This window comes from Agromyces humi, from assembly GCF_009720255.1.
Lineage (GTDB): Bacteria > Actinomycetota > Actinomycetes > Actinomycetales > Microbacteriaceae > Agromyces > Agromyces humi.
Genome location: NZ_WJSP02000016.1, coordinates 1 through 26,430 on the forward strand (window position 1 = coordinate 1; position 26,430 = coordinate 26,430).

43 protein-coding genes and 1 pseudogene are annotated in these 26,430 nt (G+C 67.5%); 15 read left to right on the forward strand and 29 right to left on the reverse strand.

Annotated elements, in window-relative coordinates; translation table 11 throughout:
* Nucleotides 1–261 precede the first annotated feature (261 nt).
* The 20 genes from GH736_RS03255 to GH736_RS03350 all read right to left on the reverse strand — a co-directional run bounded on the left by GH736_RS03255 (nucleotide 262) and on the right by GH736_RS03350 (nucleotide 11,659).
* Complete coding sequence (locus GH736_RS03255) at nucleotides 262–594, reverse strand: hypothetical protein (protein ID WP_159600231.1); 333 nt, start codon at nucleotides 592–594, stop codon at nucleotides 262–264.
* Nucleotides 591–848 (reverse strand): hypothetical protein, encoded by a 258-nt coding sequence (locus tag GH736_RS03260; RefSeq protein WP_159600233.1) that lies wholly within the window; start codon nucleotides 846–848, stop codon nucleotides 591–593. Before GH736_RS03260 ends, GH736_RS03255 begins: the two co-directional genes overlap by 4 nt.
* 10 nt (nucleotides 849–858) lie before the next feature.
* Entirely contained in the window at nucleotides 859–1,653 is a 795-nt protein-coding gene (locus tag GH736_RS03265) for a hypothetical protein (protein WP_159600235.1), read from the reverse strand.
* A complete protein-coding gene (locus GH736_RS03270; protein ID WP_159600237.1) occupies nucleotides 1,650–2,186 on the reverse strand; it encodes a hypothetical protein in 537 nt (178 codons plus the stop codon). The genes GH736_RS03265 and GH736_RS03270 overlap by 4 nt, the downstream gene beginning before the upstream one ends.
* Nucleotides 2,183–2,365, reverse strand: coding sequence for a hypothetical protein (locus tag GH736_RS03275; protein WP_159600239.1), 183 nt, complete (start codon nucleotides 2,363–2,365; stop codon nucleotides 2,183–2,185). The genes GH736_RS03270 and GH736_RS03275 overlap by 4 nt, the downstream gene beginning before the upstream one ends.
* A 6-nt stretch (nucleotides 2,366–2,371) precedes the next feature.
* The gene (locus GH736_RS03280) at nucleotides 2,372–2,938 is read right to left on the reverse strand and encodes a hypothetical protein (protein WP_159600241.1); all 567 of its coding nucleotides are present in this window, start codon (nucleotides 2,936–2,938) and stop codon (nucleotides 2,372–2,374) included.
* A gap of 46 nt (nucleotides 2,939–2,984) precedes the next feature.
* Nucleotides 2,985–3,398, reverse strand: a complete 414-nt coding sequence (locus tag GH736_RS03285) for a hypothetical protein (RefSeq protein WP_159600243.1) — start codon at nucleotides 3,396–3,398, stop codon at nucleotides 2,985–2,987.
* A 23-nt stretch (nucleotides 3,399–3,421) separates the two neighbouring features.
* Complete coding sequence (locus tag GH736_RS03290; RefSeq protein WP_159600245.1) at nucleotides 3,422–5,272, reverse strand: peptidoglycan D,D-transpeptidase FtsI family protein; 1,851 nt, start codon at nucleotides 5,270–5,272, stop codon at nucleotides 3,422–3,424.
* Nucleotides 5,218–5,784, reverse strand: coding sequence for a hypothetical protein (locus GH736_RS03295; protein WP_159600247.1), 567 nt, complete (start codon nucleotides 5,782–5,784; stop codon nucleotides 5,218–5,220). Before GH736_RS03295 ends, GH736_RS03290 begins: the two co-directional genes overlap by 55 nt.
* Nucleotides 5,781–6,245 carry a hypothetical protein gene (locus GH736_RS03300; RefSeq protein ID WP_159600249.1) on the reverse strand — a complete coding sequence of 155 codons (465 nt, stop codon included), beginning with the start codon at nucleotides 6,243–6,245 and terminating at the stop codon, nucleotides 5,781–5,783. The genes GH736_RS03295 and GH736_RS03300 overlap by 4 nt, the downstream gene beginning before the upstream one ends.
* A complete protein-coding gene (locus GH736_RS03305) occupies nucleotides 6,242–6,511 on the reverse strand; it encodes a hypothetical protein (protein ID WP_159600251.1) in 270 nt (89 codons plus the stop codon). Before GH736_RS03305 ends, GH736_RS03300 begins: the two co-directional genes overlap by 4 nt.
* 63 nt (nucleotides 6,512–6,574) lie before the next feature.
* On the reverse strand, nucleotides 6,575–6,793 hold the full coding sequence (locus tag GH736_RS03310) for a hypothetical protein (RefSeq protein WP_159600253.1): 219 nt from the start codon (nucleotides 6,791–6,793) through the stop codon (nucleotides 6,575–6,577).
* Between the two features lie 98 nt (nucleotides 6,794–6,891).
* Complete coding sequence (locus GH736_RS03315) at nucleotides 6,892–7,341, reverse strand: hypothetical protein (RefSeq protein WP_159600255.1); 450 nt, start codon at nucleotides 7,339–7,341, stop codon at nucleotides 6,892–6,894.
* Between the two features lie 118 nt (nucleotides 7,342–7,459).
* On the reverse strand, nucleotides 7,460–7,978 hold the full coding sequence (locus GH736_RS03320) for a hypothetical protein (protein ID WP_159600257.1): 519 nt from the start codon (nucleotides 7,976–7,978) through the stop codon (nucleotides 7,460–7,462).
* On the reverse strand, nucleotides 7,975–8,481 hold the full coding sequence (locus GH736_RS03325; RefSeq protein ID WP_159600259.1) for a hypothetical protein: 507 nt from the start codon (nucleotides 8,479–8,481) through the stop codon (nucleotides 7,975–7,977). Before GH736_RS03325 ends, GH736_RS03320 begins: the two co-directional genes overlap by 4 nt.
* Before the next feature lie 82 nt (nucleotides 8,482–8,563).
* A complete protein-coding gene (gene ftsZ, locus GH736_RS03330; protein WP_235933817.1) occupies nucleotides 8,564–9,970 on the reverse strand; it encodes a cell division protein FtsZ in 1,407 nt (468 codons plus the stop codon).
* A gap of 3 nt (nucleotides 9,971–9,973) precedes the next feature.
* Nucleotides 9,974–10,387, reverse strand: a complete 414-nt coding sequence (locus tag GH736_RS03335) for a hypothetical protein (RefSeq protein WP_159600261.1) — start codon at nucleotides 10,385–10,387, stop codon at nucleotides 9,974–9,976.
* Nucleotides 10,388–10,392: 5 nt separating this feature from the next.
* On the reverse strand, nucleotides 10,393–10,650 hold the full coding sequence (locus GH736_RS03340; RefSeq protein ID WP_159600263.1) for a hypothetical protein: 258 nt from the start codon (nucleotides 10,648–10,650) through the stop codon (nucleotides 10,393–10,395).
* Between the two features lie 35 nt (nucleotides 10,651–10,685).
* Entirely contained in the window at nucleotides 10,686–11,213 is a 528-nt protein-coding gene (locus GH736_RS03345) for a hypothetical protein (protein ID WP_159600265.1), read from the reverse strand.
* Nucleotides 11,210–11,659, reverse strand: a complete 450-nt coding sequence (locus tag GH736_RS03350) for a hypothetical protein (protein WP_159600267.1) — start codon at nucleotides 11,657–11,659, stop codon at nucleotides 11,210–11,212. Before GH736_RS03350 ends, GH736_RS03345 begins: the two co-directional genes overlap by 4 nt.
* A gap of 28 nt (nucleotides 11,660–11,687) precedes the next feature.
* On the opposite strand from GH736_RS03350, the gene GH736_RS03355 reads away from it, so the two are divergent.
* Nucleotides 11,688–11,993, forward strand: coding sequence for a hypothetical protein (locus GH736_RS03355; RefSeq protein ID WP_159600269.1), 306 nt, complete (start codon nucleotides 11,688–11,690; stop codon nucleotides 11,991–11,993).
* A gap of 3 nt (nucleotides 11,994–11,996) precedes the next feature.
* On the opposite strand, the gene GH736_RS03360 is transcribed toward GH736_RS03355, so the two are convergent.
* The 6 genes from GH736_RS03360 to GH736_RS03385 all read right to left on the reverse strand — a co-directional run bounded on the left by GH736_RS03360 (nucleotide 11,997) and on the right by GH736_RS03385 (nucleotide 14,736).
* On the reverse strand, nucleotides 11,997–12,440 hold the full coding sequence (locus GH736_RS03360; RefSeq protein ID WP_159600271.1) for a hypothetical protein: 444 nt from the start codon (nucleotides 12,438–12,440) through the stop codon (nucleotides 11,997–11,999).
* Entirely contained in the window at nucleotides 12,440–12,694 is a 255-nt protein-coding gene (locus GH736_RS03365; RefSeq protein ID WP_159600273.1) for a hypothetical protein, read from the reverse strand. Before GH736_RS03365 ends, GH736_RS03360 begins: the two co-directional genes overlap by 1 nt.
* Nucleotides 12,694–13,041 (reverse strand): hypothetical protein, encoded by a 348-nt coding sequence (locus GH736_RS03370; protein ID WP_159600275.1) that lies wholly within the window; start codon nucleotides 13,039–13,041, stop codon nucleotides 12,694–12,696. Before GH736_RS03370 ends, GH736_RS03365 begins: the two co-directional genes overlap by 1 nt.
* A 23-nt stretch (nucleotides 13,042–13,064) precedes the next feature.
* Nucleotides 13,065–13,460, reverse strand: coding sequence for a hypothetical protein (locus GH736_RS03375; RefSeq protein ID WP_159600277.1), 396 nt, complete (start codon nucleotides 13,458–13,460; stop codon nucleotides 13,065–13,067).
* Nucleotides 13,453–13,743 carry a hypothetical protein gene (locus tag GH736_RS03380; RefSeq protein WP_159600279.1) on the reverse strand — a complete coding sequence of 97 codons (291 nt, stop codon included), beginning with the start codon at nucleotides 13,741–13,743 and terminating at the stop codon, nucleotides 13,453–13,455. The genes GH736_RS03375 and GH736_RS03380 overlap by 8 nt, the downstream gene beginning before the upstream one ends.
* Nucleotides 13,744–13,854: 111 nt before the next feature.
* On the reverse strand, nucleotides 13,855–14,736 hold the full coding sequence (locus GH736_RS03385; RefSeq protein ID WP_159600281.1) for a hypothetical protein: 882 nt from the start codon (nucleotides 14,734–14,736) through the stop codon (nucleotides 13,855–13,857).
* Nucleotides 14,737–14,811: 75 nt separating this feature from the next.
* Between GH736_RS03385 and GH736_RS03390 the strand changes: the two genes are divergently transcribed.
* Nucleotides 14,812–15,144, forward strand: coding sequence for a hypothetical protein (locus GH736_RS03390; RefSeq protein ID WP_159600283.1), 333 nt, complete (start codon nucleotides 14,812–14,814; stop codon nucleotides 15,142–15,144).
* Here the strand turns inward: GH736_RS03390 and GH736_RS03395 are convergent.
* On the reverse strand, nucleotides 15,141–15,344 hold the full coding sequence (locus GH736_RS03395) for a hypothetical protein (protein ID WP_159600285.1): 204 nt from the start codon (nucleotides 15,342–15,344) through the stop codon (nucleotides 15,141–15,143). The two genes, GH736_RS03390 and GH736_RS03395, sit on opposite strands and share 4 nt — an antisense overlap.
* Nucleotides 15,345–15,718: 374 nt before the next feature.
* Here GH736_RS03395 and GH736_RS03400 point away from each other — a divergent pair, with 374 nt between their 5' ends.
* The 3 genes from GH736_RS03400 to GH736_RS03410 are packed head-to-tail and all read left to right on the forward strand — an operon-like array spanning nucleotide 15,719 to nucleotide 17,022.
* The gene (locus GH736_RS03400) at nucleotides 15,719–15,991 is read left to right on the forward strand and encodes a hypothetical protein (protein WP_159600287.1); all 273 of its coding nucleotides are present in this window, start codon (nucleotides 15,719–15,721) and stop codon (nucleotides 15,989–15,991) included.
* 60 nt (nucleotides 15,992–16,051) lie between these two features.
* Nucleotides 16,052–16,465: a WhiB family transcriptional regulator gene (locus GH736_RS24820; protein WP_328596787.1), complete on the forward strand. Its 414-nt coding sequence runs from the start codon at nucleotides 16,052–16,054 to the stop codon at nucleotides 16,463–16,465.
* 41 nt (nucleotides 16,466–16,506) lie between these two features.
* Nucleotides 16,507–17,022, forward strand: coding sequence for a DUF6998 domain-containing protein (locus GH736_RS03410; RefSeq protein ID WP_159600289.1), 516 nt, complete (start codon nucleotides 16,507–16,509; stop codon nucleotides 17,020–17,022).
* A 40-nt stretch (nucleotides 17,023–17,062) separates the two neighbouring features.
* On the opposite strand, the gene GH736_RS03415 is transcribed toward GH736_RS03410, so the two are convergent.
* Entirely contained in the window at nucleotides 17,063–17,491 is a 429-nt protein-coding gene (locus GH736_RS03415) for a hypothetical protein (RefSeq protein ID WP_159600291.1), read from the reverse strand.
* The gene (locus tag GH736_RS03420) at nucleotides 17,481–17,726 is read right to left on the reverse strand and encodes a hypothetical protein (RefSeq protein ID WP_159600293.1); all 246 of its coding nucleotides are present in this window, start codon (nucleotides 17,724–17,726) and stop codon (nucleotides 17,481–17,483) included. Before GH736_RS03420 ends, GH736_RS03415 begins: the two co-directional genes overlap by 11 nt.
* Nucleotides 17,727–17,938: 212 nt before the next feature.
* Between GH736_RS03420 and GH736_RS03425 the strand changes: the two genes are divergently transcribed.
* From GH736_RS03425 to GH736_RS03470, 10 genes and pseudogenes are all read left to right on the forward strand, one after another.
* Complete coding sequence (locus GH736_RS03425; protein WP_159600295.1) at nucleotides 17,939–18,418, forward strand: hypothetical protein; 480 nt, start codon at nucleotides 17,939–17,941, stop codon at nucleotides 18,416–18,418.
* Entirely contained in the window at nucleotides 18,405–18,701 is a 297-nt protein-coding gene (locus GH736_RS03430; RefSeq protein ID WP_159600297.1) for a hypothetical protein, read from the forward strand. The genes GH736_RS03425 and GH736_RS03430 overlap by 14 nt, the downstream gene beginning before the upstream one ends.
* Nucleotides 18,698–19,765: a hypothetical protein gene (locus GH736_RS03435; RefSeq protein ID WP_159600299.1), complete on the forward strand. Its 1,068-nt coding sequence runs from the start codon at nucleotides 18,698–18,700 to the stop codon at nucleotides 19,763–19,765. Before GH736_RS03430 ends, GH736_RS03435 begins: the two co-directional genes overlap by 4 nt.
* A gap of 48 nt (nucleotides 19,766–19,813) precedes the next feature.
* A complete protein-coding gene (locus tag GH736_RS03440; protein ID WP_159600301.1) occupies nucleotides 19,814–20,146 on the forward strand; it encodes a hypothetical protein in 333 nt (110 codons plus the stop codon).
* 125 nt (nucleotides 20,147–20,271) lie between these two features.
* A complete protein-coding gene (locus tag GH736_RS03445; RefSeq protein WP_159600303.1) occupies nucleotides 20,272–23,226 on the forward strand; it encodes a hypothetical protein in 2,955 nt (984 codons plus the stop codon).
* Nucleotides 23,227–23,349: 123 nt separating this feature from the next.
* Nucleotides 23,350–23,736: a hypothetical protein gene (locus tag GH736_RS03450; RefSeq protein ID WP_159600305.1), complete on the forward strand. Its 387-nt coding sequence runs from the start codon at nucleotides 23,350–23,352 to the stop codon at nucleotides 23,734–23,736.
* A complete protein-coding gene (locus GH736_RS03455; RefSeq protein WP_159600307.1) occupies nucleotides 23,736–24,074 on the forward strand; it encodes a hypothetical protein in 339 nt (112 codons plus the stop codon). The genes GH736_RS03450 and GH736_RS03455 overlap by 1 nt, the downstream gene beginning before the upstream one ends.
* Nucleotides 24,071–24,568 (forward strand): hypothetical protein, encoded by a 498-nt coding sequence (locus GH736_RS03460; protein ID WP_159600309.1) that lies wholly within the window; start codon nucleotides 24,071–24,073, stop codon nucleotides 24,566–24,568. Before GH736_RS03455 ends, GH736_RS03460 begins: the two co-directional genes overlap by 4 nt.
* Nucleotides 24,565–24,780, forward strand: a complete 216-nt coding sequence (locus GH736_RS03465) for a hypothetical protein (protein ID WP_159600311.1) — start codon at nucleotides 24,565–24,567, stop codon at nucleotides 24,778–24,780. Before GH736_RS03460 ends, GH736_RS03465 begins: the two co-directional genes overlap by 4 nt.
* Before the next feature lie 42 nt (nucleotides 24,781–24,822).
* Nucleotides 24,823–26,430 (forward strand): annotated as a pseudogene (locus GH736_RS03470) (hypothetical protein); the annotation flags it as partial.

A 26,430-nucleotide genomic window follows, 5' to 3' on the forward strand; every position in this document is an offset into this window, starting at 1 on the left:
GGCCGCGCTGGTAGATCTCTTCGGAGCTCAGGAACTTCCACCAGGGGCGACCCTTCGCCTGCTGCCGCTCGAGCGTCCACTCGCGGAACTCGGCCAGCGCCTCTGCTGAGATTGCAGCTTCGTCCTCGTCGGCGGGGTCGTCCTCGATGGCCTCGCGCATGCACCCATTCGCGCACATCTCGTACGGCGGCTCGCAACGTGCGGGGTCGCCTTCGTAGCGTTCCATCTCTGCTCGCCGGCACCACGGGCACAGCCGACGGCTCACTGCGAGGCCTCGGCGGTGATGTTGTCATCGATGGTCGAGTCGTAGTAGACCTTCGCGACTCGGTGGTAGAGATCGTTCGCTTCGACTGGGTCCATCGGCTTCTCTTCGAAGGTGAGGGCCTCGTCGGGGAAGTGGTCCATCCAGAAGTCGCCGCCGGCGCGTTCGAGGGCAATGAGGTGCTGCCCGTCGTCGTCGAGTGTGTGGCTGACGAGCTCCGGCTTTCCTGCCTGCACGTAGAAGTACGCCGCCTGGCCGGCCTCCCAGTCTCCGCCTTCGTGCTCCACGAGCACCGGCACGCGGATGACGACCTCGCCGATCTGTACCGTCACTGGGCATCCTCCTGGTCTGCTGTTTCAGCTTCGAGTGCGGCGAGGACGTCGCGTCCCTTGCCGGTCAGGCCTCCGCGGTGCTCGTCGCCGTACCAGACGAGGCCGCGGCGCGCGAAGGCGCTGAGAGTGCGTGGGCTGACGCCGTGGAACTCGCTCTGGCCGCGGTCGGCGAACACCTCGAGCGCGATCTGGTTCTCTCGCACGTACTTGTCCACGGTCGACCTTCCATCGATGAGCGGGTTCGCCCGGTTCATGCGCGGGCGCTCAGTCGTCGCGTTCCGCCCAGCGGATCCCGTCCCTTGACCATGGCGATGCGCCACGCTCGAGGTCGACGGTGACGCGAGTGTTCACGGTGACGAAGGTGTCGTCGATGTTGATGTGCTCGGACAGCCGTCCACGGTCGGGGACCTCCCAGTATCCGAACCGTTCGTCGTCGGTGACGACACCTTCGGAGATGCGGGACAGGTCGATGTACCGCAGCTTGTGCGAGGTGTCGTCTCCCCAGACGCACCCGGAGTAGAACCCGAACTGCCCTTGCTTCAACGCGATCTCGTCTTGGAACCACGACTCGGTGGCGTGCTTGTCCCAGTCAGCGGCGTCCGCGAACCCGATCTCGGATGCGAAGTCGGGCACGTAGAAGTCGGCGGGGCAGAACCCCTCGAGCTGCATGTGATCGCCGGGTTGCTTCCCGGCCAGCCACTTGCCCTCCTTGAACCGTTCGGGATACTGGTCGAACCACTCCTCGGGGATCTGTCTGGTCGGCATCGGCCGCTCCGCGATGATCTGCCGGGAGTCCAGGTCGAGGACCGCGAACGTGGTGTACTTCGGGGCGATGAGGGCGTAGTTCCGCCACTGCTGGCCGTCCCACTGCCGGAACGGTTCGAACGTGTGGAGGAACGAGTAGCGGCGCTCGAACGTGAACACGGGGGCGCCGGCGTCGAAGACGGTCACCTGGGTGACCGGCCAACCCTTCTCACCGGACGTCTTGACGGCGTCGACGGTGAAGCGTTCGCGGATCGGCCCGAACGGGACCGGGGCCGCGATCTGTGCCCCGGTCATGCGATCGTGCCGGAGAGCTCGTCGAGCAGCTCGTAGCCGCCGCGTTTCCCTGCGAGCAGCACCGCCGGGCTCGCCTTCAGGGTGGCCACCGCGTCCGCGATCGCCGCCTGGCGGACCTGCGCGTCGTGCCCTTCGAGCCAGTCGGCGACGACCAGCGCGACGTTCTCCGCGTGAGCGAAGAACACCCCGTCGGGGAACCGTTCCATGAGCTCACGGATCGTCCCCGCGTCGTCACGGTCCGCGGTGAGCTTGCTGACACCGCGAGGATGGCGCCACTCACCAGACGGGTACCCGGCGTCGATCCAGCCGGCAGCGATCTCCTCGACACGTTCGACGGTAATGCCGCCGGCAGTCCGTTCGAGGTGGATGGCGGCGAGGATGTCCCGGAGTGTCCGGATCATCGCCTTCTCGATCGCCATGTTCACCTTCCGCTCCGCGTCACGGCCGGCGTCGCGGAGATCGAAGCGGAGCGCCTCAACCTGCTGCTCAAGCTCGAGGACCCGGTCGGCAGGGCGAGGCTGCGCGTCCGTCACAGCAGGAACCCGGGCTGGTTCGGTGCGCAGTCGTTGCAGAACACGATGAAGGAGTACGGCCGGTACGCGACCCGCTGCGCTTCCGCCGGCGTGAGCTTCCTCAGAACGCGGCCGCAGTCCTGGCAGTCCAGAGTGGGCGTGTGGGTGTGCACTGGTCTCCGATCGGTCGAAGAGTCCATGCGCGGTTACTCGCCCGGGTCGGCAGCTTTCGACATCTTCGGGATGAGGCTGTGCGTGAGGTGGTGCAGCCCGACCATGCAGAGGATCTGCAGCGGGAACGCTGCGGCGATCGCGCCGCCTGCCACGAGTGCGATCCCTGCGATGGCCGGCTGGTGCCTGACGGTGGCGACGACGGTGAGGAGCGCGAGTGTGAACGCGCCGATGCTGACGGCGTGCATGGTCGGCAGCGCGGTGGCGAGGGTCTTCTCGACCCGTCGGGCGCTTGCGTCACGGGAGTCGGTGACGAACCGCTCCGTTGCGGCCGCGTCCGCCAAGGTGATCTCCTCGTCGGCGTCCATCACGACGGTGACGGTTTCGTTGTGCGTGTCGAGCGCCTGAACGACGACCACACCGACGGGCTCATCGGTGCCGCCGTCATCCGTGGTGGCGTCCGCCACGCTGACCGTGTCGACCAGGTACGTGCTCGATCCTCCGCCCGGGTTCGGGATGACGATCATGTCTCCCGGGTTGAGGTCCTCGGCGCGGGAGGCGGTGATGAGGCGTGCAGGGGCGGTGGTGCTGAGGTCGGTCACAGGAAGGACATGCGCGGAGCGGAAGAGTCCCGGAACTCCTCCAGTCTCAGGAGCTGATCGACTGGATCTTCACCATTCGTTCCCGCCTCGTCCTCGTCCTGGTGGTCCGGCCGCGCCTGATGGAGCGTTTGGCTGCCGCGGCGGTCTCCGGGGTTGCGTCCAACCCGTACTGCGAGCGAAGGACGTTGCGGCGCGATCCGTCCCAGTCGTCGAGGATGTTCCAGAGCAGCTGCAGGTGCTCGACCGCGTCCTGCTTTGTCCTGTAGTCCCTCGACGACGGGTAGTTCGGGAACGCCAGGTTCGCGGCGATCGCGGTGGCTTCGCCCTCGTTCACGATGGCGGGGAAGAGGTGCTCGAGCTCCCCGCGGATCGCTGCGGCGCGGAAGTTGATCGCGACCCGGAGCCGGGGCGGGATGATCCTCCGCAGTGTGATCGGAAGGTTCGCGAGGGTCGACGTCATGCGTGCACCATGCGCGGGCCGGTTCACCACCGCGCCGGTATCTCCGGCGCCGGCGCCCCTGACGGCACGACCCGGTTGTCTTTCAGCACCTGCGACATCACCTGCTGGAAGATCGGTGCGGCCGCCGCGGAGGTGTTGTTGTCCCGGGCGTTGAACACGGAGACGGAGACGACGTACTCGGGGTTGTCGGCGGGGGCGAACCCGGACACGGAGACGAGGTACTCCTTCAGGTAGCCGCCCTTCCCGTCGGGGAACTGGGCGGTGCCGGTCTTCGTCGCGACCCGGTAGCCGGGGATGTTCCACTTGTCCTTCAGCCACGCTTCGGTGTACACCCGCTCCAGCATCTGCGACGTCTGGGATGCCGCGGCGGGGGAGATCACCTGGCGGGACTGACCGGCCGGCGTGCCGATCGTCTTCCCGTTCGGCAGTTCGCACCCTTCGACGAGTGAGACGGGCATGCGGACCCCGCCGTTCGCGATCGTCTGGTACACCGACGCGACCTGGATCGCGGTGGTGGTGAGGCCCTGACCGAACATGGTCGTGTACTTCGTCTGGTTGTCCCACTCCTCCGGGACGCCGTGGAGGTCGCCGTCCGCTTCGCCGGGGAAGTTCACCTCGCTGGCGGTGCCGAGCCCGAACTCGAGGAAGTCGTTGTAGCGGGCGGTGTCGGTCATCAGCTCGCCGAGCTGGGACAGGCCGGTGTTGGACGATTCGATGAGCACGCCTGTGAGGGTGAGGTCGAGGTCCTCATGCCAGGAGGAGTCGTTCACGTCCGCGTCGTTCGGGGCGTTGTACCGGTACGGTGCGACGACCTGGGTGGTTGGGGAGGCGACACCGGCGTCGATGAGGGATGCCGCGGTGAGCGCCTTCATCGTGGATCCGGGCTCGTACGGTGCGGTGAACGCCCGGGTGCCGCGGTTCTCCGCGGCGACTCCGGTGGGGTTGTTCGGGTCGACGGTGGGGACGTCGGCGACGGCGATCAGCTTTCCGGTCTTGGCTTCCATGACGGTGACGGTCGCCCAGTCGGCGTCGACCGCTTCGACCTGTGCTTCAGCGACCGATTGGGTGAACCATTGCAGGTCCGCGTCGATTGTGAGTTTCAGGGTGCCGCCGTCGGTGGGTTTGTCGAGGATCCGGCGGGTGTTCGGGATCTCCACCCAGTCCTTCGCGGAGTGCATGAAAGACACCGCGCCGTCTTCAGCGGTGAGGCATTGATCCCATTCGAGTTCGAGGCCGGCGAGGGCGCCGTCGTCACCCATGAACCCGAGGAGGTTCCCGGCGACGGCGCCGTTCGGGTAGCGGCGGCCGGGATGTTCCCACGGTTGCACCCAGGGGATGCCGAGCGCGCGGACCTGGTCGGTGGTGGCTTGGTCGACGTTCTTGGCGAAGTATGCGAAGTCGGAGTCCGGGTCGGCGGCGAGGGCGGCGTCGATGATCTCCTGCAGTTGCTCGGGGGTCATCCCGACGGCCATGCCGAGCTCGGTGAGGACCTGCTGCAACGGGATTTCAACGCTGATGGTGGCGTCCGGGTCTTCCGGGTCCGGTTGGTCACGGAACGTCGGACCGGCTGACTTCGGGGAGAGGGCAAGGTCGTACCTCATGACGGCGTCGGCGAGGACGACATCGTCGCGGTCGACGATCTCGCCGCGGCTGCCGTACAGGGTTCGTTCGACGGAGCGGCGGTCGTCCGCTTCCGCGGACAGAGCGGAGGCGCGGACGACTTGGAAGTCGACGAGACGGTACATGAACACCATCGCGACGACGATGAGGGCGAGCGACACCCAGCGGACACGGCGACGGTTCGCGCGGACGACGAGCATCAGGTTCGAGCCAGCCGGGATGCCGGCGTCGTCTCGGGCTGCCGGACCTCCCATCGGACACGGAACCGCCCCTCATGGTCGAGGGTGATCCAGGAGTTCTCGGCGGCGTGCTCGCCGTTCGGGAGGACGATCGTGGAGATGTACTCGCCGGAAGGGTCCTGCGCCGTGTGGATGTGGCCGCCGCACCATTCGGCGATCTGCTCCCAGTCGGCGTCCTCGGAGAGGAGCACCGCGATCTCGGCGACCGCTTCAGGGCGGAACGCGTCGAACATCGAGATGTGGAACTCCTCGATCGTCGCGATCGCCCGGTCTACCAGGGTGAACCCGTTCTCGATGGTGGTGCCGCCGCCGGCGACACCCCGGACCATCTCGCGGAGAACCCCGCGGGCGTCGTGGATGTGGCGGTTCACCGGGTGGCGTTCGGCTTCGAGGAGCGCGAGCACGTTCGTGACGGCGGCATCGAGGTCGTGCCCGTCGATCGCGTGTTCGAGCTTCTCCTTCAAGGTGAGCTCGGCGCTCTCGGCCTCGAGCTCGCGGTCGAGCTCGAGCGCGGCGGCGCCGGTCATCTGGAGTCCTTCTGTGCGGGCTGCGCGGCCTCGAGCGCGAGGTCGAGGTCGGAGAGCGCGGCGTGACCGGCGTGGTTCGCGTGACGAGCCCGCCAGTCGGTCACTGCGCCGATGAGGGTGGCGTGGCGGCGTTCGAGGTCGGTGAGGCGGTCGCGGAGGTCGTCGCGGGCGCGTTCGTGGATGCCGCGCCACATGTTCGAGACCCGCAACTGCTTCCGCTGCTCACTGATCCGCTTCCACAGCGGCCGGTCGTCGATGTTCGTGATGATGGCGTCGACCTGGCCCTGCAGCAGCGCGTTCTGCTCGCGGAGGGTGGCCGCTTCCAAGCCGGCCGCGATCCGCAACCGGCGCTCGAACGTGGTCGCGGTGTTGTAGAACTCCTCGAGGTCGATCTTCGATCGCTTCGGCGCGATGGCGGTGCCAGGCAGGTCATGCTGCTTCTGGAACTCCGCCCAGCTCATCGGGTGCCTCGCTCTGCGATGTCCATGGCGACACGGCCGAGGAGGGACAGGTAGCGGCCGCCTTCGACTCGGGCGATGCGCTTCTTCCGCCGACGCCCTGAAGGGGTGGTCACCCGGAACCCTGCTCTCGCGCCCCGGCGGAACCGCCGGTTCAGGCGACGAAGCTCGTTGTCGACGACCGGGTTGCCGGTCCGCTCTGCGAACGGGCCTCGGAAGTGGTGACGCTCGTCATGTTCGAGGAGCTGGATGGCGGAGAGGGTGAGCATGGTGCGGGGTGTCCTTTCGACACCCGGCACATGCGCGGGTCGGGGCGTTTCGGCCGGTGACGTCTAGCTTGGGTCTGAGGGGACGGTCAGCGCCACCGGGAATCCGGCGTCGCGGGCGGCCTTCACGACCTCGTCGATCCACAGGCCGAGGGTGTCGGTGTCCTCGAACGTGATGTCGATGTCCTCGTCGGAGTTCGTGACGTTGACGGCGCCGCGGCGGCCGTTCAGTTTCTCGTCGGAGACGATGATGTCGTCGGCTTCGTTCTGGTAGACGATCGGCATGGCGGGGGTTGCTCCTTCAAGGGTGTTGCAGGGGGATGTGCTGGGAAGCACATGCGCGGGTCCAGCTGGAACCGGCCGAGCCGGGCCCGAACTGCAGGTCAGACGGAAGGTGTCGCCTGGTCTGCTCGGGCGTACGCCTCGAGCTGCTCGGCGACGGACACGGCCAGCTGCCCGGCGCCCTTCGGGACATTGTTGAACTCGGGGTTGAAATGGGCGCGGATCGCGCCGGCTTCGTAGATGGCGAGGCAGCGGAGGTTGTAGTTCTCGCGGACGATCTCACGGTCGGCGAGGTCGTCGAACTCCCACGTGGCATCGTCGAAGCTGATGCCCGACTCGTGCATGGCGTGGCGGATGCTGAGCCTGGAGATCTTCGTCATCAGCTGCCCTGCGTTGCCGTCGGCGGCTGCCTGCAGGTCTTCGATGCGGCGCTGCAGCATCGTCTTGCGGGTGTTCGTCAGCGACTTGTACCCGGAAAGCCCGCCGAGACGTGACGCTTCGACGGCGAACCCGGCGCGGATCTCGGCATTCTCTCGCGCTGCCGCAGCCACGATCTCGTCTGGACTGGCGGTGAAGGCGACCTGCAGCTCGATCTCCGCCGGGTCTTCGGCTCGGGGAGCGAGCCGTTCAGCTTGCCATTGGCTCGCTGGAGGAAGTTCGGGATGAGGTTCACACGGCTTCCGTGTGCGGCGACCGCATCTGGGTGTTCCGTTCGGCGGCGATCCGCTGCTCGAACCGGTCGTGGCAGGGGTCGCACATCCACACGTATCCGTCGACGAGCAGGTCATGGTCTTCTTCGACGACCCGGTAGGCGGGCATGCCGAGAGCGGCGAGCTCGTCCGGATGGTTGGCGCACCAACGCTCCCAGTCGTTGTTCGCTTCGACCCGGGTGGCCGCGCGGCCGCCCCGGGAAGCGTCGGGGTCGTACGCGTAGGTGAAGGACCCAGCGACAGGCTCGCCCTCCTCGTCCACGAACGGGACGGCGCGCCAGAACACATGGTCGACGTCGAACCCTCGTGCGGGCCCGCCGTCCCAGAAGTGCTCGGCGAGCTCCGTGGCGACGAACATGTCGACGTCGTCGAGTCCGACGTGCCCGTCGATGAGGAACCCGATCACGGTTCCGGGTTCGCCGTCGAAGTCCATCTCCTGGAGGGTGTCGACGCGGCGGCGTTCGAGTGTGGCGGTCATCGGTGATCCTTTCGTTCTGGTGCGGGTTCCCACCCGGTCGACGCTCGCATGACCACCTTGGCATCCGGGGAGGAGGTCCGGCGTGCTAGGCCTGCGTACTCGCGTGCTTCGTCCTCGGTGGGGAAGGTCCTCGGCTCCGCATCCGGGGACGCGCGGACAGCCCATTCGGGCTCTGCGAACACGACGCCGGGGTAGGCCTCACCGGGGCGAGTCTTCACCCACCCTGACTGGATGAGGGTTCGGGCCATGCTCGCCGCGAACTGGGCGTATGACTCCGGCTCCCACTCGTCGTCGAAGAAGGTCTCCGTGGGCAGGTCTGCGCCGTTCGCGTGTGCGGCGACGGTCAGGAAGTCGAAGAGCTGGTCGTACGTGTCGAACGCGCCGGCGAGGGTGGTCGAAGGTGTGGGATGGTTCCGGCCGTCATGGGTGACGGCGACGCCGTTCACGAAGTGCAGCCAGCCGCCGCAGTCACACGGAGCCGTGAAGTCGGAGTCGTCTACCACGGAGGCCTTTCGTCGGCGGGGGAACAGGAACGGCGGCGAGCCGAGAAGGTTCTCAGCTCGCCGCCGTCATGCGCGGAGAAGTTCAGCGGGTGGGCGCGGAAGCCATCTCGCGAAGGAAGTCCGGGATGTCCAGGTCGAACCCGTCGTCCTCGACCCCGAACGCTTCCGCGGCCGTCGCGTACGTCGGCTGCTGCGCGGGCTGCTGCACCGGCTCCGGACGGACCGCACGGTGCGGGGCGGTGAACGGCTGGGTTGCCGGTGCCGCCGCGAGCTCACGCTGCTCCCGCGTCGGGATGAGCGGGCGCTGCAACGCAACCTGAGGGTCCGTGTTGGCTGCCAGCGCCGACTGGACGTGCGAAGCGGCGGCCGGAACCTGACCGGCCACCGGCGCCTGCTGGTGGCCGGGTGTCGCGGTGTAGTGCTGCTGGGCGGCCGCGGGCGCGTAGTGCTGCTGTGCGGGTGCCGGGGCGGTCTGCTGCGCGGCGATCGGTGCAGTGGACGGCTGGCGGCGGAACCCGTGCTCGCGGACACCGCGGACCTGCGGCTCACCACCGTCGAAACCGGCGGCGATCACCGTGATGCGGACCTCGTCGCCGAGCGCATCGTCGATGACGGTGCCGAAGATGATGTTCGCCTCCGGGTGCACCGCCTCCTGGACGAGCGCGGCGGCGTCGTTGATCTCGAAGATGCCGAGGTTCGAAGCGCCCTGGATGGACAGCAGCACACCGTGCGCGCCGTCGATCGACGACTCAAGCAGCGGGCTGGACACCGCGAACTCGGCCGCCTTGATTGCGCGGTCGGCGCCGCGAGCGGTGCCGATCCCCATGAGGGCCGTGCCGGCGCCCTGCATGACGGAGCGGACGTCGGCGAAGTCGAGGTTGATGATGCCCGGGGTGGTGATCAGGTCGGTGATGCCCTGCACGCCGGCGAGGAGGACCTGGTCGGCGGTGGCGAACGCCTCGAGCATGGAGATGCCGCGGTCGCTGATCTCCAGGAGGCGGTCGTTCGGGACGACGATGAGGGTGTCGACCTCCTCCTTCAGACGCTCGACACCGTTCATCGCCTGCTTCATGCGGCGGTTGCCTTCGAACGCGAACGGCTTGGTGACCACCCCGATGGTGAGCGCACCGATGGACTTGGCGATGCGTGCGACGACCGGTGCGCCGCCCGTGCCGGTGCCGCCGCCCTCGCCGGCGGTGACGAACACCATGTCGGCGCCGGAGAGCATCGCCTCGATCTCGTCGGCGTGGTCCTCGGCGGCGCGGCGGCCGACCTCGGGGTCTGCGCCGGCGCCGAGACCGCGGGTGAGGTCGCGGCCGACGTCGAGCTTGACGTCCGCGTGCGACTGGACGAGCGCCTGCGCGTCGGTGTTGATGGCGATGAACTCGACGCCGCGGAGGCCGAGCTCGATCATGCGGTTGACGGCGTTGACGCCGCCTCCGCCGATGCCGACGACCTTGATGACCGCGTTGTGGTTGGGGTGGGACATGGATCAGCCTTCCTGACTGTGGTGCGCCGCGCCGTACCGCTGGGTTGGCTCGGTCTGTGCGGGGGTAGCAGGCGTTACCGGACTGCCAGCGGTTGACTTGTGGGTGAGGGCGTCGCGGCCCGCGGCGGAGATCGTGAAGCGGGGCTGGTAGTTCTCGTCCTCGGTGGCAGAGGCGAATCCGAGGTCGACGAGATCCCAGGCGGCTTTCGCGCCCTTCATCGGCATGGTCCCGCCGAGCGCGCCGTTGCGGTTGTTTCGACCGCGGGTGCGTCGCGTCCAGGCGGGGGAGTAAGGCCATAGCGACTGTGCGAGGGTGCGTCCGGTGTGCCACGGCGGCGTCGATGCTGCGGGGCGGTCTGTCTGCTCGAGAAGCGCCTCGAGGACGCGGAACTGGAAGGCCGTGAGGGCGGTGGTCACCTGTGTCATGCCTCGTCCGGTCCGAAGACGACGTCGAGGACCGTCTTGACCTTCACCCGCTGTGCGGGGGTGTACGAGCCGAACGTCGCGCGTCGCCACTGCTCCCAAGCCGTCTCGGTGGGCTGGCGCTGGTCCCGGAGCCCGAGTGTGTCGTCCTCGATCTCGGCGCGGGTCAGCCCGGTGCGGGGATGACGTGTGCGCTCGTCGGCGATGGTCACTGGTTGGAGCTCCTCGGGGTGGGCGGGGGTGTTCGTGGACCCCATGCGCGGAAATTGTCGCGCGGACGGTTCTGCGGGGGTTACGTTGCGTCCGGGGTGGCGCCGGCGAGCTCCTTGGTGAGCCTGGCGACTTCCTCCTCAAGCTCTGAGACCCGTCGTTCAGCTGCCTGCCTGGCGTCGTGCGGGGTGAGACCCGCCTTCCTCTGGAGGGTAAACACGAACTCGGAGTCCCCGTCGATCGGTTTCACGTCGAGGGTGACGTAGTTGATCCCACCGACCGCCTCGAACCAGCCGACGAGGTTGTCCGCGATCCCCCCGAACAGGTCGGGGTCCATCTCGTAGGTGAGCTCGAGCTCGCCGTCTTCCGCAGCCATGTGGGAAACGAGCATGTCGTCTGCGTCAGGCCCGGGGAGGACCGGTGCCGGTGTTGTGCGAGGGCCGAATCCGTCCTTCGGGGCGGTGATCTCCACGACGTCGCCTCGGGGGTTCATCATCGTCTCGCCAGCGCCGTAGAGATGTTCGATGAGATCTGCGATGGCGCTCATCCCGCTGACCGGGAGTGGGAGGCGGAACTGGGCGACGGACTGCCCGGGCTTGATGGCGTTCAACTGGTCTCCTCGGGGTTGCGTAATGGGATATCGAGTCCACGGCGCTTGGCTTCGTCGCGGAGGGCGCGGTGCCGTGCGATGGTTTCCGCCTCCCACGCGCGGACCTGCGCGACGAGCTCGCGGAGGTTGTCCGCTCGAGCTTTCGTAGACGCTTCCTCGTGAGCGGCGCCGGCGAGCATGGAGATCACCTGGGCGTCCGTGAGGGCGCGGTCCATACCGGCAAGCACCGGAGTGGGAGTCCGCGCGGCTGACCATGCGGCCTGGTCGACGACGCCGAGGTCGGCGAGAGCGAGGGCCGCGCGTGCGGCGATCGCGGGCCCGTGCCCGTCGGTGTCCAGCTGCGCAGGATCGATGCCGTACGCGGCGCACATCAGCAGGAGTTCCGGTTCGATGTAACGGAGGATCTGCTTGCGCGCCTCGGCGAGGCCTGCTGGTGGGGAGGTCACGTGGGCCACATGCGCGGACAATGGGGGAATGGGAACCGCAAGGTCATGGGCTGAGTACGTGTACACCGCGCTCGGTGTCGACGCCGCCGACGCGGTAGCTGCCGTGCACGGGCTGGATCGAGAACTCGTCGCCGACTGGCTGCGAGGGGCCGCGCCTCGAGCTGAGGATGTGGTCCTGTTCGCGCGGGCCTTCGGGCTCGACGTCGTCGACGCGCTCGTCGCCGCCGAGGTGATCACGGCGCAGGAGGCCCGGCCACGGTTGGCGCTCAGCGAGTACTCCGAACTCGACCTGACCCTCGAACTACACCGACGGGCGAAACTCGGCTTGCTCTGAACGTCAGTTCGGCGTGGCGGTGTACGTACCGAAGTTGATCTTGATCATGCCCATGATGTCTGCGTAGGACAGCGCGTACTTGAGCTGCGACGCGGGGAGACCCTCGCGGTTGCCGGCGCGCTCGAGGAGATCGTCGATGTTCACGCCGGGATCCTCGGAGACGAGGGATTGGATGGTCTCGGCCTGAGTGTCGAGGATCGCGCGGAGGCCGTCCGTCTCGGCCGGCGCTTCCTGCTCGGCGTGCAGGCCCGCCGCGGAGAGGCATGCGGGGCAAGTGTCCATCGGGTGCTCGTTCTGAATCCGCCACCCTGCCACAGCGAAGGTTTCGAGGTTGAGCGCGTCCGCCGTCCACGCGGGATCAGACCGGCCATGGCAGATGTCGCATTCGAGCCACCAGATCAGCGGCACGGGGTGCGAGTTCTTCAGGCGCTGGGACTGCTTGGTCATCAGATGTAGTCCTTGGTGAGGAGCAGGTAGGGGACGTCGTGGAGCTCGCCGATCGGGTACGTCCGGAACTTGAGGTTGTCCCCGCTGCGGTCGCCGAGGTAGAACCACTCGCCGTCCGGGTCGGTGCACACCAGGAAGACCACATCGCTGTACCGGCCGCCGGGGAGTGCGGCCGCCTGGCTGAGCCCCTGCTCGGTGAGCTCCCCGAGTCGGTCAGTGAGGGCGCCAAGGCTTTCCAACTGTTCGATGGCCATCAGACGGCCTCGTCCTCGGCAGGGAACTCCCACGTCTCCTGCACCCAGTCGCGGTAGCCCTCGATGACGTCGCCGGCAGTGTGCTCGAGCGAGGCGATCCACACGCGGTTGTCGATGCCGTCCGGCGCCAGCCGGTCGAGCTGCTCGTACAGCGCGGCAAGTGCCTCGTCGACCGGTCCGGCGGTGGCTTTCACCGTCTCAGTGAGCACGACGTCGTCGATGGGCGCCGTCGCGACCGGGCGAGGGTAGGCGACCTCACGCAGGCGTTCGTTGTCGGCGCGAAGCTGCGCGTTCTCACGCTCAAGCGTGCCGAGCAGCCCTCCGGGCTGGTAGATGTAGTCGCTCACGCGGTCCCCCTGTCGTTCGGGGGTCACATGCGCGGAGGAAGGTCCGCTGCCACGGCGCGCCGATGCTTCGCCGCCTGAACCCACAACGCCCGCACGGCCTGCCTGGCGGCTTCGCCGGCGTCGCCCGGGAACGCAGCGAGGACGGCGAGGATCGCGTCGGCTGGGATGTCGAACGAGTCGAGCTCCTCGTCGGTGAGCAACTCGAAGTCCTCAGCTGTGTACACCGGTGCTGGGAGTGTCGAGTCAGCGGGAGCCCAGTCCATCAGGATGAGGCAGGTGTCGCAGAGATCGTCACGGAAGACGTACTTGGCGCACGACTCCTCATGGGAGATCCCCTGGGCGCAGACTGGCCAACCGTCCCCGCACCGAGGGCAGATCGGCGTGCCGTCATAGTCCTCCGGCAGCTTCCGCTCAGCCACGGCCGTCGATCTCATGGATTCCGGAGACCGGAAGCTTCTGCTGCCACCACTTGCCTTGGCCGCATGCCGGGCACGCACCAAGCTTCCCCGGCGCGAGCGACGACTGCACCACCGTGGTGCCGCAATGCGCGCACTGGAACACCTTCTGCTGGCCGCGCTCCATCATGATCGTCGGCTCCACGCGGAGGCCAAAGAGGGCGAGGGCGGCGGCGGACAGCGCCTCGTCGATCGCTGCGGAAGCACCACTGGTGGAGGTTGAAGCCGGCTCTCGGGGAGCGTCCATGATGTCCTCGTTTCCGAGCCGTCGCTGGACGTGCTCTAGCGGGACCATGCGCGGTTGGGAAGAACGAGCGGTTGAGCCGCCGACCATCGCCGGGCGCTCGAGGCGGCGGCCTCAGCCTTCCTTCACGATCTCGACTGTTACGCCGATCAACGACATCGCCTCGACGGCACCCACCAGGCGGACGTTGTCGGCGAACTCCGCTGCCTGCTCCTCAGTCCAGACCACCCGCGGTTCTCCGACGGCTGGTGCGCTGGATTGCGCTTGGCGGATGTCGTCAGCCAGTTGGAACCGCCTCCGTTCGGTCTTGAGTTTCGCCTGCTTGAGCTCTTCGCGCTTCAGGTCGAGCTCGACCTGCTGCCGGTCGAGGAGAAGGAACTTCTCATCGACACTCAGGTCCATGGTCGCTTCCTCAACGGCCGCGGCGATCTCCGCCCGCGTTGCCGTGGCAGCGTCACCACGACGCTTTGCTCGCCCGAAGAGCAATTGGTTCAGGAACTCGACCAATGCGCTTGCTGCTCGGTCGCCGACAGGCGCTTGCACCAGTGCGGTGAACGGGTTCGTGTAACTCAGCTCTCGAACGTGAAGCAGCTGCGACCTGGCGATCTTCATCGTCAGCGGTGGCTGATCGAAGATCGATCGCTCGGACTGCGCTCCTATTCGTACGCCTCGCCAGTAGGTCAGGGGCATTTCAACGACGGTCAGCGGGGCACGCTCAGACTCAACGACGTCGATGATGTGTTCGAACCCCGCCAAGACGCTGGGCGGTACAAAGGGGTTGGTGAGCAACCACGTCAGCGTCTGGGGCGCTGCAGCGCAGATGCCGAGGGCCAGGAAATCGAACATCGCAGACACGATCCCGCTGACCGTCCCCGCTGGGAGCTCCGGCATCGTGTCGGCCGTCAGCCGGAAGGTCACCATCCGAACGTCCGCCAGCGCCTCCGCGTCGACGTCGACGGAATCTGAACCCATGGCAGCATCCTGCCCGATGGTCATCAGCCTGCGCGACCCCTATCGGGGAGGTGGCGGCCGTCCAGCGTTCCTCCAGCCGCTGCGGCGGAGGATGTTCCGGTGGCTGAACGAGTGGTGCGCGCGGGGCTTCCGACGGAGATCGCGGAGTTGACCGCCCAGCTGGCAGATATCACCCGTCGGGCACCGGATCAGGTCGGCGCGGACCGCCTGATCGAGGAGCTGGCGCCGGACCTGCTCGGCCGGCTGTCCGAGATCCAGGAGCAACTGGGGTACGCGACCTTGCACGTCGCGGACTGGTTCCGTGTGGGCTCGCCGTCCATCCAGCATGGTGTCACCACCGCTGCAGCGCAGGTGGCTCTGGCTGCTGCGACCCTGCGGTCGGCAGCAGAGTCCGCAGCTTCGACGCCACAGGTGGAGCCGGCCGGGGTCTAGCGCGCCGCCCGGGCGGAGTCGACTCGCGCTTCGGAGATCCTTCCAGCTGCGATCACTGCGCCGAGACCGCCGACGGCGACCATGAGCCGCGGGTCTGCTTGGCCGAATGCCTGCCAGATCAGTGTAATTCCGGTGAGGACGGCCATGACCGCGAAGACGACGGCGTAAAAGCGGATCATGTCGGAGACGATACCGAACACCGTTCCCGGTTACCGAAGTTACCGCCAGTTACCAGTTCTCGGTAACCGGCGGAGACCAGCAAACACAAGGCCTTCAGGGGTCTTTTCTCTCTTAGTTACCAAGTTACCAATCTAGATATATATACATAGGGAAAATCGAACTCAAAGTCCCCTCAGAGTTCATTACTTTTCGTCCTTATTCCCCTATATGCATGTAGGTGAAAACGGTAACTCGGTAACCATCCCTTATTTCCTCCCTCTCATCAGGGGAAACGGCGTTACCCGGAGGTGGTAACCGAGCGGTAACTCGGTAACCGGCCGTCTTCGCCCACGGCCGCACCCGACCTCGCTCACGCTGCCCGCGCATGTCCCCTTCGAAGCAGAAGGAGGCCAAATTGGCAGATCTCAAGCCGTTCGACCACATGGACGACGACGAAGTGCGAAACCTCATCTCGGACCTCGCGTTCGCGCGCGACATCCCCGTGAAGATATGGGCGCCCGGCGACATCGCTGGGTACCTTCCCGGTGAGCTCGACGAGGACACGCTCGACGAACTCCAGCGCGAGGTGCTCGACGAAGCCGCCCGTTCGCTCACCGAAGCGACTGAGCAGGACTGGGAGACCATCTCGCACGCTGCATCCACCGTCCGAGCACGTCACGGCATCTGAACACCCAGCACCAGCCGTCTACGGCGGGTGCTTCCACCCCGAACCACAGGAGCGCCACCCTTGCCCACCACCCTCGACCTGATCGCCGACCCAACCCCCGCCGAGCTTCACGCCATGCTCGCAGCGACCGCCGAGGTCGACCCCTTCGATACGAACGTCACTCCGATCAAGGCAGCGCCCGTCAAGCGTAGGATCCGGCAGCTGCCAAGCACCACGGTCGACGGCCCGCACGCCTGGAGGGTGGACGCGCTCTGCGCCCAGACCGACCCGGAGATGTTCTTCCCTGAGAAGGGCGGCCCGACCAGCGACCCGAAGAAAGTCTGCAAGTCATGCGAGGTCCGTTCCGAGTGCCTCGACTACGCACTCGACAACGACGAGGACTTCGGCGTCTGGGGTGGGACGTCACCTCGTGAGCGCCGAGACATCCGTGCAGGCCGGAAGCCGCACCCGTACCGGACCGCCCGGGCAGCCTGAACGGCGCCCGGCTGTCGCCGGTAGCTGAGAGGATGAGCGGCATGGCTGACGTCGACCTCACCAGCTACACCGTCCGTGAACTGCTCACCCTGTACCGGCAGATCCTCGCGGAGCTGACCCGGCGCCGGTTCGTCCGCACCCGCAACGCCCCGATCGGCGACCTCGCGGAGTACACCGCAAGCATCATGTACACCGGCGTGCTCGAGAACAACTCCGCGAAGGCGTTCGACCTGATCGCTGCCGACGGCCGGCGCATTCAGGTGAAAGTCCGGACCAAGGACTCCACAACGAAGCCCGGCCAGGTGTTCTCACCGATCCGCTCCAGCCCCGCGGAGTACGACGCGTGCCTGTTCGTCATCGTCGACTCCGACACCGGCGACGTCGTCGTCGCGCGCGAATGGACGTCCGATGAGGTGCAGCAGCACGCGAAGCACCGGGAGCGCACGAACGCATGGGTCGTCCGCGTCAGCCAGATCCGGCACGCCGGCATCGACGTCACCGACCAGGTGACTCAGGCCTGGGTGACGCTCATGGCTGCCGTCGAACGCGCAGGCTGAACCTCGCCTGAGGCTGTCTTCCCCTCCGTTTCGGCGGCGGCTAGTTGTCGTCGTCGTTCGAACTGTCGCCCTTCTTGGTCTTCATCTTCGCCAGGATGTCCTCGAAAGCATCGAAGAAGTGCTTCGGTCCGGAAGGACCGGCGCCAGTGCTGGAACCGCCGGACGGGCCGGTCAGCGCGGTCAACGCCGCGGTGGCGGCGGCTGAAGCACCATCTACCGCAGTTGCAGCGGCGGCGGAGAATCCACTAGCGGTGGTGTGTAGGCCAGAAGAAATCTCCGCCGCTGGGGAGCCTGCGGCCGCCGCCCCACCTATCGCATCTGCAGCCGCCTCAGTTGTCCCCGCTGCTGCCCGTGACCCAGCCGCAACCACAAGATGACCCCCAGCTAGCCACAGGTTTACGGCGATGCTCGCGCCCTCGCCGGCGGCCTGGAAGGCGTCGGTCAGCAGCCCCTCTCCCTCAACTGGCATCTCCGCGATCCTTCCACTTGCCCAGTTCGTCCAGCGCGACACGGGCTCGTTCGACGATCTCAAGAGCGTTCGTCACGAACGGGTCTTCCGCGATCGCCCTTGCGACGCCGTTGCCTGGTTCGGTTGCGAGCAGCCGGTCCCGGCGTGCTCGTAGGCTGTCGCCGAGGTCGATGATCTGGCCGAGATGCCACTCGGCGGTCTCGATCAGCACCCGCGTTCGCGCGAGGTTGATCACGTTCGGATCATCGAGCAGTCCGGCTTCTTGCGACACGCTCATAGTTCCCCCTCACGACAACAGCCGCGCAGGGGCTGCCGTCGCCCCGGCCGTCCGGCGGGGTCAGGGTACTCCCCTTCCACCGAGGCCGAAAGGCATCAAGCTCAGCGACCGCCTCCCCGTCTTCGGCACACGCAGCCCGGTCAACGCAAAACCCGCGCATGGGGATGTCGATGACCCCCGCCTCGCACGACGACCCCTCCACGGCGACAACCGTTGAGCTCGTCGACGCCCCCGCCGGCCGTCGGATCAGAATCTGGTACAACACCAACATCACGATGAGCCGCGGGAAGCTGGCTGCACACGCGGCGCACGCGGTCCTGAACGCCCTTGGCGTCCACCCCGGCGTCCCGATCGTCGTCCTCGGCGCGAAACCGCGGGAGATCCTGAAGCTCCGCACCGTCATCCACGACCACGGCCGCACCGAGCTCGAGCCCGGAACGCTGACCACCGGCACCGACTGGGCGGAGCCGACCGCCGACCAGGTGACGCTCGAGCGCATCGCCGAACTCGTCGACGAGCTCGACCCGACCGGGAAGGTCTTCACCCGCGACTACGCAACCAGCGTCCGCGTGCAGGAACGCAAGGAGATCGTCACCCGTCTCCGCCAGATCCTCTCCGACGCCGAGGAGGTAGCGGATGGGGAAGCGTGACCCTCGAGCGCACCTCTCCGACGAAGGCGGCGGCCTCGTCACCGGAACGCACGACATCGTCGTCGCGCGTGCCGTCATGCGAGCACGCCTTGAACACGAGTTCGGCGCTGACGACGCCGCCGAGTTCGACTTCACGACCGCCGAACCGGAACTGAAACTCATCCGCTCCATCCCCGCGCGCCGCGACGACCCCGACTACCTCTGGTACTTCGTCGACGTCGACCCCGACCACCAAGGACGCCCAGGCGTCACCCGCGCCGTCATCTGGAAGGCTGCCGCATGAGCGCCCTGACCATCACCCGCCCCACCGCACCGAAGGCACGGGAGGAGGACGACAGCGTCAGCCGGATCGTCGAGATGCTCGGCGCCACCGACCAGTACACCGTCGACGACACCCCACGCCGCAGCGCCGGCGTCCGGCTCTGGCTGCTCGGCGTGCACGTCCGCCTCACCGTCCTCGCCGCACACGGCTTCACCTCCGCAGCAGAATCACTGCAGAAGCACGCCCTCCGGATGCGCGACCGGCACCTCGAGCTCACCATCGAAGACGCCCGCGCCCAGCTGACCGCCGCGCCGACCCCGGCAATGATCGAACCGATCGACACCGAACCGATCGCAGTGGCCGCGACACCGGCCCGCCGCGCCACCTTCCGAGCCGTCACACCCGACGCCGACCAGGCTACCGATGAAGCGGTCTCCTTCAACCGTGACGCACTCGCGCAGACCGTCGAGGTCACCCCGCTGAACGCCGACGTCCCCGACTACCAGACGGTGGATCTCCAGCAGATCCGCCAGAACCTCGTCGACACCGCACCTGCCGATCTCCTCCGCGAGGAGACCGCTCCGGTGCCGGCACGGAAGCCCGCACGGATCCGCAACTTCGACGACCTCGCCGAGCTCGGCGACCAGTCCGTCATCGTCCTCTGGGTCGACCGCGGATGGAACGTCGACATGGACGTCTACGTCCGCGACTTCACCGGCTGGATCCGCTGGATCGCCGACACCGACACCGACGTCCCGCACTCCGACATGTCCATCTGGAACATCGCCACCGGGTCGAACCCGAGGAACATCACCCGGGTGTTCGGCGCCGACCAGCCGACCGTCACACTGCAGGCCGAGCACCTCGCCCACTACGCGCACCAGTCGCTCATCGTCGGTCTCCGTGACGGCATCATGACGAGCGTCTTCCGGAAAGTCGGCGAACAATGGGTGGACCTCACCCCGCGTTCCGGGGAGCTCATCGGCTACGACGGCGTCGACCTGCACCGCTGGTACACCGAAGCCGGCGGTACGCTCATCCACGGATGGCAGCCCACCCGGAAGGCGCAGCCAACCGACCGGTAGCGGGCCCGCGCATGGTGCACCTGAAGAGACCAACCGAAGGAGAACACCATGCCCGAAACCCCTACCGCTGAGCAGCTGCAGGCCCGGATCGACAACGTCCTCGCAGCCCTCGCGTACCACCAGCTCATGGAGAGCAACGTCATCGACGTCCGCACCCCCAACGGCTGGGTGGACATCGCCGACCTCCTCGGCGAGGAGCAGCCCACCTTCCAGTGGGGCACCGCATACGACGTCGACAGCACCACGACCGACTACGAGGCAGCCGAGTCGGAGGAAGCCGCCCGCGCAGCCGTCGCCGCGTCACCTTCCGACACCGGCCTCGTCATCCGCACCGTCACCGGCTCCGGACGTCCGCTCGACGGCTGGCGTCCCGCCCGCTGACCCCGGTAGGCAGCACCTCGAAACGAGGCCCGTGACGACCACCGTCGCGGGCCTCGCCGCATTCCTCCATGGGTGAACCACCCGGGCCGGCCCAACGTCGACCCTAAGACCCATGGAAGGGCGACATGGCCGACGGAACAGCCACCCCGAACACCACACTGAGGCAACGATTCCAGCGGATCCTGCTGATCATCGGCGCCGGCGCGATCGCAGCGTCCGCCCTCGTCGCAGCACCGGCGGTGAACCTCACCCCAGCACCTGAAGCATCCGCCGCGAACGGCGCCGACTTCGACCCCGGGATGATCATCGCCGACTCGGTGTTCTACAACCCGGGCGCATACTCGGAAGCGCAAGTACAAGCGTTCCTGGAATCCAAGGTCGGCGCATGCCGGGCGGGGTACACCTGCCTCAAGGACTACTGGATGCAGACCACCAACCAGTCCGCGAAGTCGGAGGGATGTGCCGCGTACACCGGCCGTTGGGAGCGGGCTTCGTCGATCATCAAACGGGTCGCGGACGCGTGCGGCGTGAACCCTCAGGCGATCATCGTTCTGCTCGAGAAGGAGCAGTCGCTCATCACCGACGACTGGCCGACTGACCGGCAGTACCGGTCCGCCACCGGGTACGGCTGCCCCGACACCGCCGACTGCGACATCAACTACTACGGCTTCTTCAACCAGGTGTACAACGCCGTCTGGCAGTTCAAGAAGTACCAGGCGCGGCCGCTCGACCGCGGCTACATCGCCGGGCGGAACAACAACATCCTCTGGCACCCGAACGGCGCGTGCGGATCCAGCACCGTCTACATCCAGAACCAGGCGACCGCGGGGCTGTACATCTACACCCCGTACCGCCCGAACCAAGCAGCGCTGAACAACCTCTACGGCACCGGTGACGGCTGCTCCGCATACGGGAACCGGAACTTCTGGCGGATCTTCACCGACTGGTTCGGCTCCACCAAGGGCGGACCGAACTACCCAGTGGTGAACGCGATCGGCCTCCTCTGGAACCAGATGGGCGGGCTCAGCGGCTCGTTCGGCCAGCCGACCGGCCCGGAGTTCGGGGTCGCCGGCGGAGCACAGCAGGAGTTCGTCGGCGGAACCATCTACTGGAGCCCCGCGACTTCAACGATGGCGATGAGCAACGGCCCCGCCCGGAGCGGATACGTGGCTGCAGGCGGCCCTGCCGGACCGTGGGGGTTCCCGACCAGCAACGGCATCTGCGCCGGCGCCGGCTGCTACCAGAACTTCCAGAAGGGGCGGGTCTTCGTCACCTCGGCGAACGCCCCTGCGTACTTCATCTCATCCAAGCTCGTGCAGATCCTCGACGCAGCCGGCGGCCCGACCGGGACGCTCGGGTTCCCGATCAGCAACGAAACCGCAGTCGCCGGGAACGGCGGCGGCACGGTCACCACGTTCGCCGGCGGCACCGTCTACTCGTCCCCGCGCGCGACCGTGACGATGACCGGCACACCGATCCACACCGCGTACACCTCCGCCGGGGGACCGGCAGGCGGTTGGGGGTGGCCCGTAGCAGCCCAGGCCGGCGGACAACCTGACGGCGGCACCTACCAGCAGTTCACCGGCGGTCACGTCTACTACACCGCGGCGACCGGGGCGGTGCTCGTCACCGAGAAATTCAACACCGTCTACAAGGCTGCGGGCGGGCCGGGCGGCGAACTGAAGTACCCGACGGCAGGGGAGGCCCAGATCGCCGGGAACGGTGGCGGATCCGTCGTGAAGTTCCAAGGCGGTTCGGTGTACTCGTCGAGGTTCGGGACGTACCAGGTGTCCCCGATGATCCAAGCCTCGTACGACGCTGCAGGCGGCGCGAACGGCTCGTGGGGCTGGCCGGCCGCAGCACCGAAGTGCGGCCTCGCGGACGGCGGCTGCTCGCAGACGTTCTCCAACCTGACCGCGTACGGGTCGTCGAAGACTGCAGCGCAACCGGTCACCGGGCAGATCCTGAACGTCTGGGCAGGTCTCGGCCACACCCAGGGGTCGTTCGGGTACCCGCTCGAGGCAGCCAAGCCGGTCGCCGGCGGCATCGTCCAGAAGTTCCAGGGCGGCACCATCTACCAGAGCTCGGTCGCAACCAAGGGTGTCCCCGCGATCATCGACGCGGCCTACACCGCCTCGGGTGGCCCGGCCGCGTGGGGTTGGCCGACCGGCGCGGCCGGATGCAAGCTCGCCGGCGGCGGCTGCTCGCAGGAATTCCAGAACGGCACCGTATTCCACACCACCGCGACAGGCGCTCGCCTCGTGAAGCCCGGGACCATCTACACCGAGTGGGTGAAGTCCGGCCACGTCACCGGCACCCTCGGGTACCCGACGTCATCGGAGTCCGAGGTGGCCGCGAACGGCGGCGGGACCACCCAGTCGTTCCAGAAGGGCACCCTGTATGCCCAAGCCGGGAAAACCGCACGCCAGGTCATCGCCCCGCTCCGCACCGGCTACACCGCCGCGAACGGACCGGCCGGCGCCTGGGGCTGGCCCACTGATGCCGGGAAGACGGGGCTGCCGAAGGCGGGAAGCCAGCAGCTGTTCTCCAACGGCACCGTCTACCAGTCCACCGCCACCGGGGCACAATTGGTGTCCGGTGCGATCCGGTCCGTGTACGCCGTCGCCGGAGGCCCGGCCAGCACCTACGGCTACCCGGCGGAGGCGGCGAAGACCGTCACCGCGAACGGCGGGGGAACGTCCCAGAAGTTCGAAGCCGGGACGATCTACAACTCGAGGTTCGGCACGTACACACTCCCGGCCGGGATCCAGACCGCGTACACGGCCGCTTCCGGGCCCGCCGGTGCATGGGGCTGGCCGGCGGCCGCGGCCGTCACCGGCCTCGCCGCCGGCGGCACGTCCCAGACGTTCTCGGCCGGCACCGTCTACCAGAAGGCCACCACCGGCGCGCAGATGGTGACCGGGCCGATCCTCACCGAGTGGGTGAAGCGCGGGTTCGTCAACGGTTCGCTCGGCTACCCGAAGACCGCCGCGACCACCACCGGGGACATCACCCGGCAGGCCTTCGAAGGAGGAACGCTCGAACTGACGAACTCCACCGGCAAGGTCATCCTCAAATGACAGCGGGTGTTCGTAGCCTCGGATGAGGAACCCCCACCTGGAGAAGCCCCGACCACCCCCGGTCGGGGCTTCTCGCATGCCGGCGGCCACCCGCGCATGGACGGGTAGACCCCGAGGAGGCTCATGACCGCCCAGACCATCGCCCCACCCGTCGACGAGATCGCCGACGCCGAGCAGCGCGGCGCCGCCGGTGTACTCGCCCAGCTCCGCCGCGTCATCGCTGAGCTCGACGACGCACGCGCCGACGGCACCGTGTACACCTACGGGCAGATCCAGGCGGCACTGAACCGAATCGCCGAGGAGCGACCAGACGCAGCCGCCGCGCTCGAGCAGTATGGGCTGCAGGTCGCCATCAAGGAGCTCCGCACCGCCTCACGTGACATCCCCGGCACCCGCGAATGGGCGGGCAGCGGCAACTTCTCCCGCCCCACGAACCACGCCGAATGGCTCCGCGCACGCGCCCGGACCCGCGAAGCGAAGCTCGCCGGCCTCATCGAGGCGGCCAACTGATGTTCGATCTCACCTGGCGTGACCTCCAGCCGCATGAGGTCCATGACGCCGACACCGACACCGCCCTTGGCACCGTCGCCCGGAAGGCGTACCAGCAGGAACGGTTCAACACCGGCGACAGCATCGCAGCGTTCGCGGCCGCAGCGAACGCCGGAGAGATGTGGATCGCCGCCCGGTCCGCCGGGAAGGTCGACCACGACCTGGTCGTCGCGCGCTACTCCGACGCGTACGACCCCGACACCGCGACCATCCGAGACGGCGAAGACCAGTTCGACGCCGCGCACCGAGAAGCGCTCGTCGCTGTGCACGCTGCAGCGATTGCGGGGACTCGGCGATGACCAACCGGTTCGAGTACCGCGTCCACATCGACGGGGCAGGCATCGCCGACACCGGCCTAAAGAGCCTCGAAGACGTCGTCCGCAACTGGAAGATCTCCGACGATGTCACCGTGCAGCGCTCGAAGAAGGGGAAGTGGAAGACGGTACCTGCCGAGGAGGTGCTCGCGGCCGCTGCGGCCACACCCCGTCCCCTCGACCGCCAGGAAGACAAACCAGCAGACCCGCCCAAGCGTCGCCTCTCCGCCGCCGAACGCCTCGAATGGCTCGCCGACGCACGCTCCGCATACCTGTCCCCGGGCCTGCAGAAGAAGATCGCCAACGACGAAGTGTTCTCCTTCGACGTCCTCGACCACAACGACCAAGTCATCTACGCGCAAGTGTCCGGGATGCGTCACGCCGCACAGGCACTCCGCGGCGACGACATGTGGGGGTGGCTGCCGTCCTGGTATTGGGACGACTGGAAAGACATCAACACGATCGGCGACGGGCGATGAACACCGCACTCGGGGTGCTCGAGGTGGTACTCGTCGTCGCCGAGGCCTGCACTCTCGCCTGGTTGACCTGGTACGCGATCGCCCACCGTCACCTGCTGCACCTCGCCGGGCGGCGGTGCTCGAACTGCGCAGAGAAGGTCACCTGGGAGGCAGGCCGCGCGGACCACGCCGCCGACCGTTTGCGCGACCACGAGAAGGTCTGCCTCAGCTAGACCTGACGGCGAAGACCATCTTCCGCCGCATGTCTGTGCGGCATGAACACGTCGCCGGCCGCACCCACCCGCTCCAACCGTCGACGGGCGAGCGCCGTCGCGCTCACCGCAGCGCTCATCGCAGCGCTCACAGGCGGCGGCGCCACGACAGCCTGGGCTGACGAACCAGGCCAGCTCCGGATCACCGGAACCCTCGTCGTCATCGAATCCGAAGCCACGCCCGACGGTCCGGTGAATATCGGCGGCGCCGCCGACGATCGCACTGAAACCCACGTCTTCACGGACACCGGCCTCGTGATCCCCGTCGACGGCGACGTCATCCCCGACGACGCCGCCTCCGGCGCGGCCGTCGACCTGATCGCCGACATCCCAGCCGACCTCGTCGACGACGTCGACGACGTCGACGACGTCGACGGCGTCGTCGACGCCGACACCGCCGAAGGCCAAGCCGTCGCCGAAGCCGCCGCGGACGCCGACATCCCACTCGAAGCCGTCTCCGGCACGGTCACACAACCTGAGACCGCGGCCGCCGGGGCCCCGCACCAGGTAGACATCGCTGTCGTCACAGGATCTGACGGCTCCGTCGCGCCCATGGACGACGCAGCGGTGCGAGCGGCAATCCAGAGGGTCGCCGACTTCTGGAACGACCAGACCGCCGGCAAGGTGCCGGCGTTCACCGTCAACTCCATCATCCGGTACCAGACCGGCGGGAACGTCTGCGACCAGCAGGCGATGTGGAACGAAGCGGCCTTGAAGTTCGGGCGCGCGAGCTGGAGCTTCTACTACCAGAGCCCATCCACCCACCTGCTCGTCCTCGCCCCTGCATCATGCGGCTCCGGTTCAGGTCTCGGCACAGTCGGCGGCGGCGTCGGCAACGGCGGTGTCACCTGGGCCTCCTACAACCAGTGGACCTTGGATCTGACCATCGCTCACGAGTTCGGACACAACCTGTCCCTGCGCCACTCGAACGTCGAAGCATGCACCTACCCCGTCTACGACGGAACAGGCTGCGGCTTCCTCGAGTACAACGACATCTACGACGTCATGGGATACGGGATCGTCTACTGCGACCCGACCTGTCACGGGAACGCCACCCTCCCAGCCCTGAACGCCACCAACAAGTCCCGGCTCGCGATCCTCACCGCAGCTGACTTCCCCACCGTCTACATGCCCGGCAACACCCCCACCGCGCAGACGACCGTCACCTTGAATGCCGCATCCGACGCAAGCGGGGTACGTGCTGTCCAGGTCAACGACCCGTCCACCGGAGAGCGGTACTTCATCGAGTACCGCAACGGAACCGGCCGGGACTACAACAGCATCTACGCCAGGCACGGCTACGGTCTCGGCGTCCGGTTCCTGAAGATCATCTCTGCGGCATCGCACGTCATCCCTTACCAGCCGTCCGACGGCGTCCGGAAGCAGACGTGGCCTGCCGGGCAGACATTCACCTCCGCGAGCGGAAAGGTGAAGGTAGTCGTCAACTCCGCCGCAGGCGCCACCGCGCAAGTCACCATCACCCTCACCGCGGCCGGACCGTTGCAGTTCACCGGCACGGCCGTCCCGACCGTGACCGGCACTGCACAGGTCGGTCAGACGGTCACTGCGAACCCGGGCTCCGACTGGTCCCCGGCTGCGAGCTCGTACACC